At 57.8% G+C, this 18,558-nt stretch carries 14 protein-coding genes; 4 read left to right on the top strand and 10 right to left on the bottom strand.

Annotation, left to right across the window (positions count from 1 at the left end; all coding sequences use genetic code 11):
* Nucleotides 1-10: 10 nt before the first annotated feature.
* Nucleotides 11-1,831, top strand: coding sequence for an AMP-dependent synthetase/ligase (locus ACGYK4_RS12815; protein WP_394448840.1), 1,821 nt, complete (start codon nt 11-13; stop codon nt 1,829-1,831).
* Between the two features lie 3 nt (nt 1,832-1,834).
* Here the strand turns inward: ACGYK4_RS12815 and ACGYK4_RS12810 are convergent, their stop codons facing one another.
* A complete protein-coding gene (locus ACGYK4_RS12810) occupies nt 1,835-2,254 on the bottom strand; it encodes a DUF1489 family protein (RefSeq protein ID WP_394414438.1) in 420 nt (139 codons plus the stop codon).
* A gap of 167 nt (nt 2,255-2,421) precedes the next feature.
* Between ACGYK4_RS12810 and ACGYK4_RS12805 the strand changes: the two genes are divergently transcribed.
* Nucleotides 2,422-4,701 carry an adenosylcobalamin-dependent ribonucleoside-diphosphate reductase gene (locus tag ACGYK4_RS12805; RefSeq protein WP_394448843.1) on the top strand — a complete coding sequence of 760 codons (2,280 nt, stop codon included), beginning with the start codon at nt 2,422-2,424 and terminating at the stop codon, nt 4,699-4,701.
* Nucleotides 4,702-5,110: 409 nt separating this feature from the next.
* Here the strand turns inward: ACGYK4_RS12805 and ACGYK4_RS12800 are convergent, their stop codons facing one another.
* From ACGYK4_RS12800 to ACGYK4_RS12790, 3 genes are all read right to left on the bottom strand, one after another.
* Nucleotides 5,111-5,500 (bottom strand): hypothetical protein, encoded by a 390-nt coding sequence (locus ACGYK4_RS12800; protein ID WP_394456857.1) that lies wholly within the window; start codon nt 5,498-5,500, stop codon nt 5,111-5,113.
* Nucleotides 5,490-5,840, bottom strand: a complete 351-nt coding sequence (locus ACGYK4_RS12795; RefSeq protein WP_394456855.1) for a hypothetical protein — start codon at nt 5,838-5,840, stop codon at nt 5,490-5,492. The genes ACGYK4_RS12800 and ACGYK4_RS12795 overlap by 11 nt, the downstream gene beginning before the upstream one ends.
* Nucleotides 5,841-6,143: 303 nt before the next feature.
* The gene (locus ACGYK4_RS12790; RefSeq protein ID WP_394456853.1) at nt 6,144-6,557 is read right to left on the bottom strand and encodes a hypothetical protein; all 414 of its coding nucleotides are present in this window, start codon (nt 6,555-6,557) and stop codon (nt 6,144-6,146) included.
* 646 nt (nt 6,558-7,203) lie between these two features.
* Here ACGYK4_RS12790 and ACGYK4_RS12785 point away from each other — a divergent pair.
* Nucleotides 7,204-8,733: an ATP/GTP-binding protein gene (locus ACGYK4_RS12785; protein ID WP_394456851.1), complete on the top strand. Its 1,530-nt coding sequence runs from the start codon at nt 7,204-7,206 to the stop codon at nt 8,731-8,733.
* A gap of 462 nt (nt 8,734-9,195) precedes the next feature.
* Here ACGYK4_RS12785 and ACGYK4_RS12780 read toward each other — a convergent pair whose 3' ends face one another.
* From ACGYK4_RS12780 to hsdR, 6 genes are all read right to left on the bottom strand, one after another.
* Nucleotides 9,196-10,218 (bottom strand): IS110 family transposase, encoded by a 1,023-nt coding sequence (locus ACGYK4_RS12780; protein ID WP_394456849.1) that lies wholly within the window; start codon nt 10,216-10,218, stop codon nt 9,196-9,198.
* Between the two features lie 124 nt (nt 10,219-10,342).
* The gene (locus ACGYK4_RS12775) at nt 10,343-11,296 is read right to left on the bottom strand and encodes a GIY-YIG nuclease family protein (protein WP_394456847.1); all 954 of its coding nucleotides are present in this window, start codon (nt 11,294-11,296) and stop codon (nt 10,343-10,345) included.
* A gap of 45 nt (nt 11,297-11,341) precedes the next feature.
* Nucleotides 11,342-11,812 carry a DUF6998 domain-containing protein gene (locus ACGYK4_RS12770; RefSeq protein ID WP_394456845.1) on the bottom strand — a complete coding sequence of 157 codons (471 nt, stop codon included), beginning with the start codon at nt 11,810-11,812 and terminating at the stop codon, nt 11,342-11,344.
* Nucleotides 11,809-13,524 (bottom strand): restriction endonuclease subunit S, encoded by a 1,716-nt coding sequence (locus ACGYK4_RS12765; protein ID WP_394456843.1) that lies wholly within the window; start codon nt 13,522-13,524, stop codon nt 11,809-11,811. The genes ACGYK4_RS12770 and ACGYK4_RS12765 overlap by 4 nt, the downstream gene beginning before the upstream one ends.
* A complete protein-coding gene (locus ACGYK4_RS12760) occupies nt 13,521-14,969 on the bottom strand; it encodes an N-6 DNA methylase (RefSeq protein ID WP_394456841.1) in 1,449 nt (482 codons plus the stop codon). The genes ACGYK4_RS12765 and ACGYK4_RS12760 overlap by 4 nt, the downstream gene beginning before the upstream one ends.
* A 3-nt stretch (nt 14,970-14,972) precedes the next feature.
* Complete coding sequence (gene hsdR, locus ACGYK4_RS12755) at nt 14,973-17,435, bottom strand: EcoAI/FtnUII family type I restriction enzme subunit R (protein WP_394456839.1); 2,463 nt, start codon at nt 17,433-17,435, stop codon at nt 14,973-14,975.
* Between the two features lie 150 nt (nt 17,436-17,585).
* Between hsdR and ACGYK4_RS12750 the strand changes: the two genes are divergently transcribed.
* Nucleotides 17,586-18,416 (top strand): DUF3883 domain-containing protein, encoded by an 831-nt coding sequence (locus ACGYK4_RS12750; RefSeq protein WP_394456838.1) that lies wholly within the window; start codon nt 17,586-17,588, stop codon nt 18,414-18,416.
* Nucleotides 18,417-18,558: the final 142 nt, after the last annotated feature.

Here is an 18,558-nt window from a genome sequence, read left to right as displayed (position 1 = left end):
GGAGGCCACCATGGCATTTGATGAGTTCAAAGGCGATTTCGCGCCGCTGGTGCGCATGGTGCACAGCCATGCAGACAACCGCCCCATGGGCGTGGCGATGCGGCAAAAGGAATTTGGCATTTGGAATGAGATCACTTGGGCAGGCTTGCAAGAGATCATGCAGGCGACCGCCGCAGGGTTGGTCGATCTGGGTCTCAGTCCCGGCGGCCATGTCGGCATCCTAAGCGAGAACCGCAGCGAGTGGGTGCAGGCGCAGTTTGGCATCAACGCGGCGGCGGGGGTTGTGGTGGGCATGTATCCCACCAGCCCGGCGGCAGAACTGGAGCATCTGATCAACGCCTCGGACAGCACGGTGCTGTTCATTGAGGATCAGGAGCAGCTCGACAAGATCAAGGAGTTGGGCGACCGGGTGCCGCAGCTGCGCCAGTTGGTGATCTTCAACCCCAAGGGCACGCGGGGCGAGGATTTGCTGGGACTAATCAGCTTCGACGAACTGCTCGACCGGGGCCGGGCGCGGCTGGCCGATCTTGCTGATGATCTGCGGGCGCGGCAGGCGGGGATCGAGCCTGATGACACGGCGATGATGGTCTTTACATCGGGCTCTACCGGCCTGCCCAAGGCGGCGGAGATTTCCTATGGCAATATCCACGCGGGCGTGGGCGTGGCGCGGGATGTCTTTGGCGACTACCCGCCCGGGACGGATGTGCTGAGCTACCTGCCTCTGTGCCACATCGCGGAACAGGCGGTGACGGTGATCAACGGGCTGGCGCAGCAGTTTGTGATGAACTTCGGCGAGAGCCTTCGGACCATCACGCTCGACCTGCGGGAGGTTGCACCGCAGGTCTTCTTCGGCGTGCCGCGGATCTGGGAGAAGATGCAGGCGGGCGTGCTGGTGCAGGCGCAGACCGCCGGGCGCATCAAGGGGCCGATGACGCTGATGGCGCTGAAGGGCGCGCAGCGGCGCGGCATGATCCGACGCGACAAATGGAGCGCCGGGGACCGGTTAGCCCATGCCTTTTGGGACGCGCTGATCTACCGTCATATCCGCAGCTATCTCGGCCTTGGGCGGACGACCTTTGCGATCTCAGCCGCCGCGCCGATCAGCGCCGAGCTTCTGGGCTTCATGCGCGGCATCGGGGTCAATATCCGCGAAGCCTGGGGCATGTCCGAGACCTCGGGCGTGGGTACGATCCAGCGCTCCTGGGGGCAATGCGACGGGCGCATCGGCTTCCCGGTCAGCGGGGTGCGCACCCGTATCGCGGAGGACGGCGAGGTGCTGTTCTCGGGCGGGACGATCTTCAAAGGGTACTACAAGAACCCCAAGGCCACTGCCGAGACGCTCCGCGACGGCTGGCTACATACTGGCGATGTGGGGCGAGAGGAGGCCGACGGTTCGATCACGCTGATCGACCGCAAGAAGGACATCATGATCAACGCCGCGGGCAAGAACCTCGCGCCCGCGCATATCGAGAATGTCATCAAGGCCAGCCCCTTCATCAAGGAGGTGGTCGCCGTGGCCGACAAGCGGCCCTATGTGACAGCACTGGTGCAGATCGACATGGACACGGTCCGGCTCTGGGCTGAGGGGCAGGGGATCGCCTATACGACCTTCCGTTCGCTCGCCGAGCACCCCAAGGTGCAGGAATTGATCGACGCGGAGGTGGCCAAGCAGAACCGCGATCTGGCGCGGGTCGAACAGGTCAAAAAGGTCTGGCTGATGCGCAAGGAGCTTGACCACGACGACGGCGAGGTGACCGCGACGATGAAGGTGCGCCGGGCCAAGGTCTACGAACTCTATGGGGATCAGATCGAGGCGCTCTACGCTGACTGAGGCTCAGAGCACGCCGATCTCGGCCAGCGCGCGGTTCAATTCCACGGGCAGTTCCGCCTCGGCCTCGCGGCCCTCGGGCAGGTCGGGCGGCGCATCCTCGGGCTTGAGGTAGCGCCAGCCTTGGAAGGCCCGGCGTAGGCTGTTCTGGGTGCGGATGATCTCGGGGTCCAGCACGATGGCGCAACGGCGGATGCCGTCGGCGCGGGTGATCTCCTCCAGCCGAACGATACGCTGGCGGGCCTGAATTACGCCCTTGATGACCCAATAGATCGAGCCGCCGTTGAGAATCTCGGCCTCGCGCTTGGGCCACATGCGGGTCACATGGCGCGGCAGCCCGTCATGCGTGCGCACGTCCTTGCGCGCCTGCCATTTGGCGAGGCTTTCGACGCCTTCGGTGCCGACCGAAAGCTTTATCAGGTTCATTTTACCGGTCACATCGCCCCCCAGCGATTCCTTTGGTCCACGCCATATAAGGTAGTTGGATTTCAATCACATGCAAATTCTTGTATGATGGAGGGTAATTTTCCGGTTTTCTCTCAGGCGGAGCCTAGCTAATAAGAGCCCCTGCCACTGACCTCAGGAGTTACCCCATGTCCCGCTTTACCGCCCCGATCGCCGAACAAATCTGGGATATGAAATACCGTTTTAAAGGGGCCGATGGCACCCCGAAGGACGTCACGGTCGAAGACACATGGCGCCGCATCGCCCGCGACCTCGCGCAGGTCGAATCGAAGGCGGATGTTTGGGAAGACAAGTTTTTCAACGCGCTGGAGGATTTTAAATACCTCCCCGCGGGCCGCATCACCGCAGGCGCCGGCACCGCGCGCCGCGTGACGCTGTTCAACTGCTTCGTCATGGGCACCGTGCCCGACAGCATGTCCGGCATCTTCGACATGCTGAAAGAGGCCGCGCTGACCATGCAGCAGGGCGGGGGAATCGGCTATGACTTCTCCACCATCCGCCCGCGCGGCGCGGATGTGCTGGGCGTCTCGGCGGATGCCTCCGGCCCGCTGTCCTTCATGGACGTCTGGGACGCCATGTGCCGCACCATCATGTCCGCAGGCTCGCGCCGCGGCGCGATGATGGCGACCATGCGTTGCGACCATCCGGATGTGGAGGATTTCATCGCCGCCAAGTCCGACCCAGCCCGCCTGCGCATGTTCAACATGTCCGTGCTGGTCACCGACCCCTTCATGGAGGCCGTGAAGGCCGATGGATCGTGGGATCTGGTTTTCGGCGACAAGGTCTACAAGACCGTGCAGGCGCGTGACCTGTGGAACAAGATCATGCAGGCGACCTATGATTACGCCGAGCCGGGCGTGATCTTCATCGACCGCATCAACGCCGCGAACAACCTGAACTATTGCGAGACCATCGCCGCCACCAACCCTTGTGGCGAGCAGCCGCTGCCGCCCTATGGCGCCTGCCTTCTGGGCTCGATCAACCTTGCCCGTCTGGTCGCCCAGCCTTTCGAGGACGACGCCCATCTCGACCAAGACGCGATGAGCGAGTTGGTCGCCACCGCCGTTCGCATGATGGACAACGTGGTCGACGTGTCGAACTTCCCGCTGCCCGAACAGGCTGCCGAGGCGCAGAACAAGCGCCGCATCGGTCTGGGCGTCACCGGCCTTGCCGATGCGCTGTTGATGGTCGGCCTGCGCTACGGCTCTGACGAGGCGGCGGCGCAGACCGAGGCATGGCTCAAAGCCATCGCCCGCGCCTCCTATCTGGCGAGCGTGGAACTGGCGAAAGAGAAGGGGGCCTTCCCGCTCTTCGATGCCGAAAAGTTCCTCGCCTCCGGCACCATGCAGCAGATGGACGACGACGTGCGCGAGGCGATCCGCGAACACGGTATCCGCAACGCGCTTTTGACCTCCATCGCCCCCACCGGCACGATCAGCCTCTACGCGGGCAACGTGTCCTCGGGGATCGAGCCGGTCTTTGCCTATGCCTACACCCGCAAGGTGCTGCAAAAAGACGGCAGCCGGACCGAGGAAGAGGTCGTCGACTACGCCGTGCAGATGTGGCGCGAGCTTAAAGGTGACGCGCCGCTGCCCGACTATTTCGTCAACGCCCAGACCCTGCCGCCCGCCGATCACGTCAAGATGCAGGCCGCCGCGCAGAAATGGATCGACAGTTCGATTTCCAAGACTATCAACTGCCCCGAGGACATCTCCTTTGATGCCTTTAAGGACGTCTACATGCAGGCGTGGGACACAGGCTGCAAAGGCTGCACCACCTATCGCCCCAACGATGTGACCGGTTCGGTTCTGAGCGTCTCTTCCGAGAAGAGCGACAAGGCCCCCGCCGACAGCCCCGATCAGGTCAGCGAAGGCGGCGAGATCGTCTATATGTCCGATCCGCTGGACCGCCCCGCCGAGTTGGAGGGCAACACCTACAAGGTCAAATGGCCCGATAGCGAGCACGCGCTCTACATCACCATCAACGACATCGTGCTGAACGGCCATCGTCGCCCCTTTGAGGTCTTCATCAACTCCAAGAACATGGAGCATTTCGCCTGGACCGTGGCGCTGACCCGCATGGTCTCGGCCGTGTTCCGCCGTGGCGGAGATGTCTCCTTCGTGGTGGAAGAACTGAAAGCCGTCTTCGACCCGCGCGGCGGGGCTTGGATGCAGGGTAAATACATCCCCTCGATCCTCGCGGCCATCGGCGGCGTGATCGAGCGCCACATGATCGCCACCGGCTTCATCGCGGGCGAGGGCATGGGGCTGAAGACCGACCCGCAGGCGAAGGTCGTCGGCCTCGACGCCCCGCGCGGCAAATCCTGCCCGTCTTGCGGTCAGTTCGACATGCGGATGGTCGAGGGCTGCATGACCTGCGGGAGCTGCGGGCATAGTAAGTGTGGGTGATTAAATGCGCCTTATTTGATCTGACCACCAATAAATAGCCAGCGGCCGGGCTGAAATGTCCATTTCGCAAGCAAAAAAGGTCAATCGGCCTGAAACGCCCGATTTTCGCGTTTTAGGCCCCCTTATGGGCTAAATGGGGGTTCGAGCCTGTCAGGGATGATATGGGGCCGGGTTTTCGCCACCAAAAACAAATTCTTGTTTTTTCTGTCCACCAGAGCCATCCGAATGTGCAGCCGCAACGCCAGACCGATCAATCCTTGAGCTACTTTTGTTGAAAGGCATCTCGACTATCGAAAGGCGTAGCAGCGCATCACCATACCCTGAGTTTAAGACCGGAACCCAGTCCAAGTGTTGCAACGAGAAAAGGGCGGCTCGCGCCGCCCTTTGATATCGTTTCTCAGTGTTTCTATCATGAACGCTGGGCGCGTAGCGCGCTTTCGATGCGTGCGAAGGCTTTGACTGCATCATGCTTTGAATGACGCCCAAAACAAGAGGGACATCGAAAGCTATCTCCGCTCGCCTTCTGGATCGAATATCCCAAAGCCAAAAAGGCCTCCAAGGCGATTGGGGTCATCGACAAAGTTTGTGAGGCTATTCCGGTGACCGAAAGGCCTACGATTTCGCGGCTGCGTTGAGTGTAAAGCCGATCAACCAGCAGCCGCGCTTTCGATTTGGGGAACTTTTGGTTCAGCCAGAGCGTGATATCGCAAATATCCTGCTCTGGCCCGAATGAGGCAGGGTAATCTCTCAGACGCTTTTCTTGGATGATCTGCAACACACACCGCAGATTATCCGGCATGGCGAAACCTCTCGTGGATTTCGCTGATCCGGGCTCCATGCCATCGCGCCATATCGGACGCGGCAAAGCTCCGCTCAAATCCAATACGGTCGAGCGAGGATGGCGACTGGTCCACAAGAAAGCGCGCGATATCGTGAACCGCGTCTTCGACGGCATCCGCGTCCGGAAAAGGATGGCTGAAGGCGCTATGTAGACGGCACAGCGCTTCGAAGCCCGCGGGATCGTCGAGCGCGTCGAGCAGATCGCATAGACTGGCGCCATTTCGGCGCAGATGTCTTTCGGTCGCGGCGACCGCATCAAAGCGGGCCTGGCTGATATTCGTGGTGTTTGTGTTGAGCATGACTGTCTCCCTTGCATGCATGAAAGGTGCTGGTGATGCCTATTCATCGGCGTCATGTGCGCTGCTTTCGGGAGATCTGGGGCGCGTGTTCCTCTCAGTTGGTTGCGGTCGCTGGTGCCGGTGTTGGTGCTGGTAAAGAGAACATTGGTCGTTCTTTTGAGAGACGAAGAAGAAATCTGCCGCGCGGGACATTTTATTGTTCAGGGCGTCGCTCAGAAGATGCTCTTATCCGCTTGGGCATTCTGCGCGGTGGCTTCAAAAGAGTGTCACCGGCCGCGCGCATTACGCGGCCGGTTCTGCATGTTAGGCGGCCTTCTGCGCCGGGAGGTCGAGCGCCTGTTTCTCCCACTCGGCATCCAGATGGCTGATGTCGATCAACAGATCATAGAGCCGGTCAGTAAGCGGGCAGAGGTTTTCGACTTCCTCGCTGGCGGGATCGAGGAAGACCCAAGTCGAAAAATTGGGTTCGTACGCCTCAATGACAGGTTCCAATGAGAGGAGCCGGTGGAGATTGACCAACCTGAGGCGCATTGTGCGGTCAAGGCGTGGTGCCTCGCGCAGCATCGACATGAGGCGCAGAACGTGGGCTGTTCCGGCCTCGCCGGCGATCCTGTCCGCGGCGTTACACAGGGCGGTTCGGTGCTCGGCGACGAATGTGCGGGTGATGGCAATTTGCGGTTCTGCGGACAGGGTCTTCGTGGGGAGCGTGCGCAGCATGTTGGTCCTCCTGTTTGTTGCGCGTCTGCCGTTCGTGGCAGCTTCAAGCCTGTGCGTAGTCCTAAGGTTAGCGTTTGCGTCGTACCCACTTCGTTTCTGCTTCTCGAAATCAACATTGGCCAATCATCCGCAGCACGAAGAAAAAACTTCGATCTCTCTGAAACCCTGCTGCGGCAGTTCTCGAACCATACCATCTTGCCTTAAGCTGGCGCTGCTTACAGAAATAAGCGCTTGCACGATTAAGATGTTCCTGCGGGACATCGAACGGTAGGTGTAAACACTGGCCCGTTAAGATCACCGAATCCCGCGCGACTGACTGCCAAGGACTGAAGCCACGAACGTAAACAGCCCTGAGCCGACCTTCGCGCCAGAGGCAGCAAACGATTGCTTCCAAACCCTCTGCTGCCGATTGAGGCAACCCCAACTTAAATCCGATGAACCTAACCTGCAGAAAAATGCCATAGGCGTCACCCAGATCACAGGACAACGCCTTGTTTTTTCTTATATACACGCGGCATAGTGACAACTTATGGGTGAAAAGATACCCATCGGGGGCCTGACTTCCATATCCGAGACAGCAGTGCCTACAATGCACCTATCGAAGAATTATTAGTTATGTGTCGCATCGTTACAATTAAGGATGGATTTGAAGAGAGTTATGCCAAAAAGTCAGCAGGTAATTAAGTCAATCAGCATTAAGAAGCTCAAAGGCATAGCTGATCTTGAGGAGGTGCATTTTGATGACAGGCCCTTGACTGCGATAATGGGGGTAAATGGTTCTGGGAAATCCACGATACTCCATGCACTGGCATGTTGTTATCGCCCTTTGCCCGACTCTGATTGCAGAGATTGGAAGTTTAGCAACTTTTTCACTCCAACATCGCACGACACTTGGCGTGGTAGCTTCATTACTATGAGGCATTCGTATCGAGAGGGCGCGGATGAGCATCCAGATGAGGAGACTACCTATCAGAAGGCGTCGGATAGATGGTCTCCAAAATACTCCAGGCGACCCGAGCGACATGTGAGTTTCGTTGGTATAAAATCCTGCGTTCCAAAAATAGAAGAAGAGAGCGCGTTAAGTGTAATAAGCTTTTCAACTGCTCAGCATGAAGATTCAATTTTGATCAAGGATAAGCTTGGATATATTTTCAACAAGAGTTATAGCGAGATCAATATTCACACTGCCACTAAAGGTAGATCTTATACGGGACTGGAAACAGACGCGGTGAAATACTCATCTCTCGCTATGGGGGCGGGAGAGCAACGAACGATCGAAATTCTCTCTGCTGTATTCAACTCTCCAAAATATGGCCTGATACTGATCGATGAGATAGATTTACTACTTCACACAGACGCTCTCAAAAAGCTTATCCGTGTTCTCTTTGATCGCGCTACCGAAAAAAGCCTTCAGATAGTTTTCACCTCACACAGGGAGGCAATATTGGGGTGGTCATGTGAGGTGAGCGTCAAGCATATTCATTCAGTCTTCGATAGCCAGACAGGCGCTTCGAAAACCCTATGCCTATCCAACTCTACGCCTGACGCGGTTTACCGGCTCACTGGTGTAATGGAGCGGAGCCTCGAAGTATTCGTAGAAGACGGAACGGCGCAAGCAGTCGTCAATCATGAATTATACCGCAGAGGCCTCAAAAAGCATACGAATATTACATTATATGGGGCGGCAAATAATTGCTTTACAGTCTTGGGCGGGATGGCGCTTGCAGAAAAATACGAGCCTGAGCGGCAGGTATACGTTCTTGATGGGGATGTTTTGGTTGGCTCTGATGAGAGAAGTGGTCGGATTAATAAAGTGGTCTCTGGCACAGAAGGTGGGCGAGATGAATTACGGAACGCTTGCTTGGACGGGATTAAGAAGTTTAGGCCTAACGCTGCAGCGCCACCAGCGCCAGAAGCCCAAATTCATTGGATGATTCGAGGAATTGATAGAGATTCGCTTAACAATTCGCAGAAAGAAATTTTCGATATTGCGCGAGAAATCAATGTCGAGCAGGACAAGCACTATCTCGTAGGAAAGATACTTGAGGTTCTAAATGAAAGTGAAGCGTCTGGACTGCCCAAGATCATTGATTTGGCCGCAATGTCCAACGAGTGGGGAGCCTACGTTAAAGAAGTCGCAGATTGGCTCGATTGCGCTTCCAGCGTGGTGGACTAACGATACACAAGAGCCTGTCGATTCCTCGTCGGGGTTTTCTCAATCCCTTGTAAGGTGATTCCCTTTCACGATTGAAGTCATCGACTAACTCCTGCTTCTTAGAAGCGGTTGGTGGCCGTGTTGGAAATTAGCATTCACAAGGACAGTGACGGAAAACCACGCTCTTAAAGGCTGCTATCTGTAAACTTTCTGCCGTTTAAGGAGGGGGCGGCAAATGTCATGTGTGGATGGCTCCTGCATAGCAAGACATTTTTGATTTGATTTGTGCATTTGTCAGAAGCAGTCATGTGTCCGGCCTGTTTGCGCGGTTTTGACCGCTGGCCCTGATGGGTTCCGCAAACCAAGTTCCTTACAGCTTAGCGGGCTATGACGCCCGGGACATTCGGCGGAGTGTCTTGGTCTTGGCGGCAGACTTATGCACCATCATCTCGCAGGTCTTGCTAACTCGTTGTTCCTTTCTTCTCAGACTGCCGCACGGGGGCTGTAGGGTTCGTCGCGGGTTAGGACAGCCCAGACGATCCGGGCGGTCTTATTGGCCATGGCGACAGTTGCGACACGGGCGGGTTTGCGTTCGAGCAGCGACGTCAGCCACTTGCTGGCACGTTCGGGGTGGGACCGTGTTTGTCGGACCAGTGATGTCATGCCGACGACAAGCAAAAAGCGTAAATACTGGTCGCCCATCTTGGTGATCCGCCCCAGCTTTTCCTTGCCTCCGCTGGATTTATTTGCAGGCGTCAAGCCCAGCCAGGCGGCGAACTCCCGGCCATTGCGGAACTGGTGCCCGTCGCCGATAGTGGCGATGATCGCAGAAGCCGTCACCGCGCCGACGCCGGGTATCGTGCGTAACAAACGGATACGCGCATCTTCTTTAGCCACTTGCTTGAGGCGCTCTTCATACCATCGGATCCGTTTATGCAATGCCATCAACTGTTCTGACAGGTTGCGGATCACCTCATTGGCGATGTCTGGCAAATCGAGCACTTCACCCAGTGTGATATCCTCAGCAAACCCAATCACGCAGGCCAGTCCTCTGGGGATGTAGATGCCGAACTCGGCAACCAGTCCTCGCAAGCCGTTGATCAACTGCGTTCTTTGACGAACCAAAAGGTCGCGCGCCCGATGCAGCGACAGCAGGGCTTGTTGCTCAACCGTTTTAATCGCCACAAAACGCATGGCTGGACGTGTCACCGCTTCGCAGATTGCCTCCGCATCAATGGCATCAGATTTCCCACGTTTGACATAGGGCTTCACATACATCGGTGGGATCAAACGCACCTTGTGGCCTAAGGCCGTCAATTCGCGGGCCCAATGATGGGCGCTGCTGCAAGACTCCATGCCGATCAGGCAGGGGTCCAACTTAGCAAAGAACGGCAGAAACTGTGCCCGTCTCAGGGGCTTGTTGAACAACACAACCTCGTTCTCTGCGATACCATGGACTTGGAAAACGTTCTTGGCCAGGTCAACGCCGATTGTGGTAACTTGCATGGGGTGGCTCCTCTCAAAGCAGATTTAGACACCTGCATTATGGCGCATTGCGACGCCGGTTGAAGCAGGAGCCATCCACCCCATCAGCTTCCCGCCCATGACGTTTCAGCAAGACAACGGCGGTCTACTTCGTGGAAAATCGAGCCATACCGGGCAGGGACCAGAAGACGGAGTTGGCGTCGTCAAGCCTGCCCCAGAAGAACTCTCGACCCAAGCTTTCCAATCGAGATTGGGCTTGCTCTTTGAAAAGCGCTTCGCTCGTTTCGGCTGATTCCTTATCCGCAAAGGGCTGCGAGATCATGGTGATCATCCATTTGCCGCTGGCAGCCGGGGGAATCCCTGCGTTCAATTCCGCCAGCCGCCGCTTCGTGTCGTTCGAAACGCCGATCTTCATGGCGACGGATTTGTCACCGAACTCCTTCCTTCGATCGAGCAGGGCGTGCCCGTCACCTTCAAAGACGGCGAGGTAGACGTAGGCCTCGCCGTCCTCGTAGTTAACCGTACGCTCGCCATGGCTGCCAGGGAAAGCCCGGGATGGTTTGAACACTTGGCCGAACGGGATTGTCCTCGACTCCTTCGTTTCCACCGGGGGTTCGCCGAAGACGTTGACCTCCCGAACCCTGATCTTCAGGGCCTGTGCGATCTCGTCGTCATCCAGTTCCGCACCGTGGACGGCCAGAGCCTGCCCGGCCTCTGCGCGATAGGAGCGATACGCGATCTGGCTGATCAGCAGCTTCTCCTCACTACGCCACGCCCGCCGCACCGGGATAGCGTGGCTCCATCGGCCCAACCAGCCTCGTTCGCGTTTGCGTTCCATGCCGAAGTCCGAGGCCTTATCCTCGTCCCGGATCGCGCGTGTCTCGATCTCAAGAAAGCCAAGAACGTAGGATCGCTCGGCCTTAGCCGTCTCGGAAGTGCTGGCGCCGTAGATCATGATCAGGTCGCCATCGCTGAGTTTGCGCAGGTAGGCGTCGCGGTCGGTCGCCTTGGACCAGCCGACGTAGCCATCCTCCTCGGGGCTGAACCCGTAGAAGGAACGGATGCGAATGCGTTTGCCGTCTGGCAGGCCATTGCTCATTGTGTGGACTTCCTTGGTCAGGCGGGCTTCGAAACCCCGATGGGATCATACAGGCGGAGGGCGCAGGACCGGCAGGCGGTCTTGGTCGAACACATCGTTCGACAGTGCGGTCAGGCGGGAGAGCGAAATCGGGCGCTGGCCGTTCTTTTGCATTGCGCCAGCAGCGGCCCAGGCGACGGGACCAGGGCCGTTGAAGACCACGCGGATCGGGCCGCCGACAGGGCGGTGCAGGACGATCAGGTGCTCGGGCTCATGGCGGATAGCGACGCCACGGCCCTGGGTCAGCTTGATCTCGACCTGGCGACCATCGCGGGCACGAGCGTCGTGACCTTGGGTGGAGGCCGGGTTCAGGGTGAGGTCGAACATGTAGGCGGCGACGACCTCGCCGATACTTCCAACGAGATGACCGTCGAGGGTGAATTTCCGACCGGGGAAAATGCGTTCGAGGCCATCGGCAGCGGTGTAGAGATCGTCAAGCAAGGCGGTGACGCGCGCCCAGTCGACGTTCTCGCTCATTCGGCGGCCTCCAGCGTTGTTGCCGCCGGCTCCAGTGCTTCGTGGAGCAGGGATTCGAGGAGGCGGGTGCGGGTGGTGTCGGCGGTGGCCAGGGCGGCCTCCAGCCGGTCGCAGAGAGCCATGAGGGCGTCGACCTTGGCCACGATGCGCTGTTGTTCGGCAAGAGGTGGGAGCGCGAATGGAGAGGATGTGAAATACTCGCTGGGAACACGCTTTTGGCCGGCTGTGCCAGTCATCTTTGGAATACCCGTTTCGATATATTGAGGGCACTTCAAATACAGAACAATATAGTCGGGGTTAACAATGATTGGTCGCAGAACATGAAGTTCAGTCGTGCCGCTTCCGAAACCACCGGTCAGGTTGCGGAAAACAGTTGACTTCCCGTTCTCGAAACAAGGCGTGATCTTTGCAAGCCCAATATCGCCCTCAGCGAAATGCGTATAGCCCTTCTTTATCTCTCCCCAGTTGCGGGCCTCATGATCGTTTGAGACGCCATATTCAGCGAATATCATAGGCATTGGCACGAATGAGGCTTCAGCATTGTCATCTGCTTCATTCCGGGGAGAGATGAATCCGAGGTTCGATAATTGTGTCCACGCCCAGTTTACAGGCAGATCGGTCCATCTTTCCGTAGGGTCCATGTCGGCAACCTTCCGAGGTTTCCGCATACCTGTCTCCGATAGAATTTTCGCCTTTTCCTTCTCGATCCTTTCGAGAAGATCTGCCGCGGGTTCATCCGCCACATCCTGTTCCACCAGTTTGCCGCGGACGGCGAGGTTGAGGATAGTTTGGCGGAGGGTCTTGATCTGGTCGGGGCGCGTGGTGAGGGCGGGGAGCGCCTCGAGGGCGAAGGCGGCGTGGGTGGGGAAGTCCTCTGCTGTCGTATCAGGGGCGGTCAGGCGAGCGAGGCTGGCGGCGGTGACCTTGTCGCGCAGCTCCTCCCGCGTCTTGCGGGCCTCCGCAAGCCGATCACAGAGCGCCATGAGCTCATCGACCTTGGCGACGATCCGATGCTGCTCAGCGAGAGGGGGGAGCGGGAACCGTGTGTTGACGATCTTTACCTTGGAAATGTTGGGCTGGGCTCCACCTTCGCTCGATGCGTGAAACGCCTCACGACTTGCGAGCAAGAAGAGGAACAAATAGCGGTTTGCGAGACCTTCAAAGGGTGTGCATCCACATACCGCCTGATTGGTGACAGCGTCTTCCGCGAGGATCGCAAGTTTGCCAATAGTGGCCCCATACATGGCGATCAGCACGTCGCCCGGCTTGTTCAAACGAAATGAACATTTAGCCAGCGCTTTGTGCGTGACGGTCTCTTCGGAGCCCTTCAGACGGAGAGAGTCTCCCAGCTCACCCGACTTCAGCCAAGGAATGTCGCCGCCGTAGAATTCAGAGTTCCCACGCTGCGGGGTAGAACCTGCGCCCCAGTCACCAACTGTGCCGAGCTGAGTCCAAATCCAGTTAAACGGTATAGCGTCGTTCGATGCATTGAAGACTGATAGCTTCACCTTCTTGATTGCCTTCGAGCGCTCCAGCTCCGCGCGTTCCGCGGTCATGCGGTCTAAAAGCGTTGACGCGGGCTCATCGGTCGGATCCTGCTCCACCAGCTTCCCGCGCACCGCCAAATCCAGCACGAACGTCCGCAGCCGGGCGATGGCATCCGGCGCCTCGCTGATCTGCTCGTAAACCTCCAGCAACCGTTCCGCGTTCATCGCGCCAGCGCCTCGGTCAGGATGGCTTTCAGCTCGGCCCGCAGGCTGTCGACGGAAGCCTCGGCCTTGGTCAGTTCGTTCAGCAAGGTCTCTGGGTCGCCCCAGTCCTCTTCGACGACATGCGGGTTCTTGATGTCGAGGTTGAAGCCACGTTCACGGATCTCGTCGATCGACACCTTCCAGGCGCGTTCGCTTTCCTGACGTCCTTCGCGGTTCAGTCCGCCCCACCATGCGGCGCAGTCGTCCAGATGCTCCAGCCGGATCGGCTTGGTCATGGAATAGGCTTTCTGCGTCTCCGGTACGCGGTGTTCCCAGTACCAGATGTCCTGCGTGGGCGTGCCCTTTTCAAAGAACAGCAGGTTGGTGCCAATGGAGGCGTAGGGTTTGAAGACCGAGTTCGGCAGCCGCACGATGGTGTGCAGGTTGCATTCCTCGAGCAGGTGCTCCTTCAGCCGGGTCTTGATGCCCTCGCCAAAGAGCGAGCCATCGGGCAGAACCACGGCAGCCCGGCCAGTGTCCTTGAGCAGGCGGATGATGAGGGCGAGGAAGAGGTCGGCGGTTTCGCGGGTTCGGAAGGTGGGGAAGTTGTTTTCGATCCCGTCCTCTTCCTTGCCGCCGAAGGGCGGGTTGGACAGGACGATGTCGACCTTGTCCGCCTGTCCCCAGCTGACGAGCGGGCGGGCGAGTGTGTTGTCATGGCGGACCCATGATGGTTCCTCCACCCCGTGCAGCAGCATGTTGGTGACGCAGAGCATGTGGGGAAGCGGTTTCTTTTCGACCGCGCGCAGGGAGGCCTGCATCAGCGTCTCGTCCTCGGGGCGCTTGATGTGCTTGTCGCGCATGTGACGCATGGCACAGGTCAGAAAGCCGCCGGTGCCGCAAGCGGGGTCAAAGAGCACCTCGCCCGGCGTCGGGTCGATCTGCTGGACCATGAAGGCGGTGACGGCGCGGGGCGTGTAGTATTCGCCGGCGTTGCCCGCGTTCTGAAGGTCGTTCAACAGCTGTTCGTAGATATCGCCGAAGTGCTGGCGCTCGGTGAGGTTGTTGAAATCAACCTCGTTGATTTTGTTGATCACCTGCCGCAAGAGCTGGCCGGACTTCATGTAGTTGTAGGCGTCCTCAAACACATCGCGCACGACCTTGGCGCGCGGTCCTTGCTGCGGGGAGAGTTGTTTGAGACGCGGGAACAGCTCGTCATTCAGGAACGCCAGCAGCGTGTCGCCAGTGATGCCCTCGGGATCCGCCGACCAGGTCCGCCATTGCAGGTCCTCGGGGATGGGCGATGTGTAGTCATCTTGCGTGATTTCCAGCGCTTCGTCCTGGTCGTCCATGATCTTGAGGAAGAACATCCAGACCAACTGGGACATACGCTGCGCATCACCGTCGACGCCGGTGTCCTTGCGCATGATGTCTTGGATGGATTTGACGAGATTACGGACGGACATGGGTTAAGCACTTTCTTCGTAGAGCGCCGTTTGCATCTCGTGCACGGCGCGAATGTAGTCGTTCTTTTTTCCGAAGGCTCGGATCAGTTCGACCTCGGTGCCCATGCCGGAGAATGGATTGATCTTAAGGATCTTTGGGTCGTCGATACTGATTACGCCGTCGTCGGAATATTTCTCAAGCAAAGCTTCGAGGACAGCGCGGGCCTGCGGGCCGAATTTGGTGAACACATCTCGCTTGAGCACATTGTCGGCACGCTCTTTTCGGGTCAGCGGCTTGGCGTCAAATGCGATATGGCAGATCAGGTCAAAAGGGTCGAGGTCAAACCCCAGTTCGTCGGCGATCACGTCGAGGGGCAACCCCTCTTCGGCCAGTTCTTCAACAAGCGCGTGTTTCCGCTCCGTCTGTTTCCAGCTTTTCAGGAAGTCATCAAGGCTGGTGAAGCGCTGGCGCATAGCCTTGCGCGTGTAGTCGCGGAGGGACTCGGTCACCAGCTTGCCGTTCTCATCAAGGTATTCGACGCGCTCAGCGACGATGTCAGCGCCCACGCCATCGATATAGACCTTGGGGCGCGGTCCGGTCTTGGTATCGCTGGTGAGGTTCTGGTTGTTCGGATCGATCAGGACGGTCTCGTTCTCCGCAGGACTTTCGCTGCCCGATACGCCATCGCCATCTGCCGTCTCGGCTGGCGTTTCGTCCGGCGGGGTAACAGGGTCATCCGGATCGGGCTGATAAATTTGGACGGGTTCACCATCGAAGTCCGGATCAGCGAAATGGCTTGATGCACCGCGGAAATCCATCAGCGTGAAGAACAGCTTGCGTGTATCTTCATGCACCCGCGTGCCGCGCCCGACGATCTGCTTGAACTCCGTCATGGACCCGACTTCGCGGTCGAGCACGATCAGACGGCAAGTCTGGGCGTCGACCCCCGTGGAGAGGAGTTTGGAAGTCGTAACGATCACGGGGTATGCAGCCTCTGGATCGATAAAATTCCCCAGTTGATCAATCCCGTCTTTGTCATTCCCAGTGATCCGCATCACGTATCGCGCGTTCTTTGCGACCAAGTCGGCGTTTCCGTTGATCAGCGCTTGCCGCATACGCGCTGCATGCTCTTGATCCACGCAGAACACGATGGTCTTGGCCATCGGGTCGCCGCTTTCGTGGAGGAACTCGGTTATCTTCCGCGCGACGAGCTTGGTGCGGTCGTCCAAAACCAGTGTGCGGTCAAAATCCTTCGCGTTGTAAATGCGGTCCTCGACCTCTTCGCCATCCCGGTCCAGCTGGCCTTTTTCCGGGCGATACCCCTGCACGTCACGATCGACGTGAACTTTGATGACTTTGTAGGGCGCAAGGAAACCGTCGCGGATGCCTTGCTTCAAGGTGTAGCTGAAGACTGGCGCTCCGAAGTAGTCGATATTCGAAGCGTATTCCGTTTCCTTGGGTGTCGCAGTCAGGCCGATCTGTACGGCTGAAGAGAAGTGGTCGAGAATTTCCCGCCAAGCTGAGTCCGCCGATGCGCTACCCCGATGACACTCGTCGATGATGATCAGGTCGAAAAAGTCTTTGGAGAACTCACGGTAGATTTTCTGGCTCTCGTTCGGTCCGGTGATGGCCTGGTAAAGCCCGAGGTAGATTTCATAGGAGGAGTCAATGCGACGCTTCTTGTCCATCGCAAGCGTGACGCTCTCCTTGGTTCCGTCTGGCCGCTCGATGGTTTTTGACTGGGTCGACAGTTTCGCCATCTTGCCACTGAAGGGACGGAAATCGTTGACCATGGTTTGGTCGATAAGGACATTTCGATCTGCCAAGAACAGAACGCGTTTTCCAGGAAACGCCTGCCGAAAGCGCCAGATGATCTGAAACGCCGTATAAGTTTTGCCGGTGCCAGTCGCCATTACCAAGAGGACGCGATCCTGCCCTTTGGCTATTGCCTCCATCGTTTTGTTAATGGCATTGACCTGATAGTAGCGCGGTTCCTTGCCCGACCCGTCATCGTGGTAGTCCTCAAGAGCTATCTTTTCTTCAGCGTCGCACAGCCCTTTCCAAGCTTTGTAGCGTTGCCAAAGTTCTTGGGGGCTGGGAAATTCATCCAAGCCCAACGACTGTTCGACCATGGATGAAGATCCAGTCCGATCGTGAAAGACAAAGCCATCGCCGTTCGATGAAAACACGAACGGGATATCCAGCGTGTCTGCATAGCCAAGCGCCTGTTGCATGCCCCCGCCGACGGGCTGCTTGTTATCTTTCGCTTCGATAAGAGCGATAGGGATATTGGGCTTTGCTGACAGGATGTAATCAGCACGCTTGCCTTCGCCGCGGCTGACCATCTTCCCGCGAACAATGATCCGGCCCTTGGTAAAACTTACCTCTTCGCGGATCTGGCTGTTAACATCCCAGCCTGCTGATACAAGAGCTGGAGTGATGAACTTTGTGCATATATCGCGCTCACTTAGGCTCCGCTTGTCCATGTTATCCTGCCGTAAATGAAATCTAAAAACTATCCCCAGACGCTACTTCGGAATACGCGAACATGACAAGCGTGCGCTATCGCAAAGATTGAAACGCGCTCCAGCGCTTTTCGCCTGACACGCTGGGTCGCGCGGATTAACGTCGGCACTATGACAACTGCTGATTGGTCCGATATTGAGAACGATATGATCGTCGCGGGGTATTTTGCTATGCTCAGCGACGAACTGTCGGGTCGTCGTTACAACAAGGCCGCCCAGAACCGCTCCTTGCAAGATCAGATCGATCGCAGTCGAGGTTCCATCGAATTCAAAATGTGCAACATCTCCGCCGCCTTGCGGGGCTTTGGACTGCCAACGATCAAAGGTTATGCACCAAGGTTCAACTTCCAGATGTCGCTGGCCGAAGCCGCCGCCCGGTGGTTGGCACGAAATCCTGAGTGGGAAATGGCGCTTCACGGTAAAGCACAACGGGGATTGGCTGAGGCTGCGCCTCTCTTTATCGGTGTCGCGCCAACCCTTCGAAATGCGCCACCTCCGGATGAGTTGGAGCAGATGCAGCGCATCGCCCGGCGGTTTGATGCCGCCGGCCGTGACGAACGTAACCGGGCGCTTGGATATGCCGGTGAGGAGCGGGTGTTTCACCATGAGCGCGCGACCCTAACCCAGTACGGCCGGAATGACCTTGCGGCGCGGGTGCGCTGGGTATCTAAGGAAGACGGCGACGGGTTGGGCTACGACATTGCCAGCTTCACACCTGATGGGCATGATCGCCTGATCGAAGTCAAAACGACGAACGGGTGGGAACGCACACCTTTTCATATCTCCCGCAACGAACTGGAGGTCGCGGAGGAAAGGCGGGAGCATTGGCACTTGCTACGTGTCTATGAGTTTGCGCACGATCCAAAGGCTTTCGAGTTACGGCCACCGCTTCAAGCGCACGTATCCCTGACCGCGACGAGTTTCCAAGCCAGCTTTGGATGACCGGAAACTGGCTACAATCCAGCACTGGCGCGATCTTTATCATTTCGATCTCGAGAGTCCCGGATTGTTGATTGTCACTGAGAACTGACCCGGTAGCCCCATAAATTGTCACTGAGAATTGACCCATGTGAACACACTTCCC

It is taken from the genome of Sulfitobacter sp. 1A13368, from assembly GCF_043557275.1.
GTDB lineage: Bacteria > Pseudomonadota > Alphaproteobacteria > Rhodobacterales > Rhodobacteraceae > Sulfitobacter > Sulfitobacter faviae.
The sequence above is the reverse complement of the archived record's forward strand: the minus strand, read 5'-3'. Positions and strand labels throughout refer to the sequence as shown.